Origin of the sequence: Sporolactobacillus sp. CQH2019 (assembly GCF_028765345.1) — a bacterium.
Classification (GTDB): Bacteria; Bacillota; Bacilli; order Bacillales; family Sporolactobacillaceae; genus Sporolactobacillus.
In genome coordinates, this window is sequence record NZ_JARAJZ010000042.1 from 1 (window position 1) to 1,122 (window position 1,122).

Sequence of the window (1,122 nt, forward strand, 5' to 3'; positions counted from 1 at the left end):
ACTAGTAGATCGATTCAAAATTAGTGTTTATATAGATGGTTTATGGTATCCTTGAAACAAGAAGATTCTGGGGAGAGGATACGATGCCATTCAAACGCCAAAAAGCAGCACTGCTGCTGACTCAAGAAGACAGGAAATCCTTAGAGAAAATCACCAAAACACGAACGGAAGAATTGAGACGCGTTGAGCGTGCTCATATGATTCTGCTTTATAGTGAGGGCCTGAGCGTTCCTCAAATCGCGGAACAATTAAAGACAAACACGCCGAAGGTTTATCGCTGTATTGATAAAGCTCTGGAATTCGGTGTTCAAACCGCCATCAATGACTTAAAACGTTCCGGCCGCCCTGCATCGATTACTGAAGAGGCAAAGACCTGGATGGTTTCTTTAGCCTGTCAAAAACCCAAGGACCTGGGTTATTCTTATGAATTATGGACCACAAGATTATTGGCCCAACATATTCGCAAGCACGCGGCAGCACAAGGAAACCCTTGCGTGGCCCGGATTGGCTCGGGTACGGTCTCGCGCATCCTTTCCGAAAAAGAAATCAAGCCGCACAAAATCACTTATTATTTAGAACGGCGGGATCCGGATTTCGACGTCAAGATGGCTCAAGTCCTGCATGTGTATCAACAGGTCGAATGGGTCTTGGAAGATAATGAATTTAAACCTCTTTGCGACGTGATGCTCTCTTACGATGAGAAACCAGGCATTCAGGCCATTGGGAATAAAGCTCCTGATTTATCGCCGGTTCCCGGAAAGCACGCGGCTATCGGTCGAGACTCAGAATATGTGCGCCATGGCACACTCAGCCTGCTGGCAGGTATTGATTTGATCACCGGAAAAGTCATCGGTTCGGTAGAAGATCGCCATCGCAGCCGGGAGTTTGTCGACTTCTTAAAAAAACTGGATACGCACTATGATCCGGATTTTCGTATTCAGGTCATACTGGATAATCATTCAGCCCACACATCAAAAGAAACACGTGCCTATTTGGAAACCGTACCGAATCGATTTGATTTTGTCTTCACCCCAACGCATGGTTCATGGCTGAATATCATTGAATCCTTTTTTGCGAAAATGAGTAAAAGTTGCCTGCGCCACATTCGGGTGGATTCCAAAG

1 protein-coding gene is annotated in these 1,122 nt (G+C 45.8%); it reads left to right on the top strand.

Features of this window, described 5'->3' with window-relative positions; translation table 11 throughout:
• Positions 1-83 precede the first annotated feature (83 nt).
• Positions 84-1,122: IS630 family transposase (locus OYT88_RS20690; RefSeq protein WP_274402260.1), on the top strand; the 1,039-nt coding region annotated here is incomplete at its 3' end.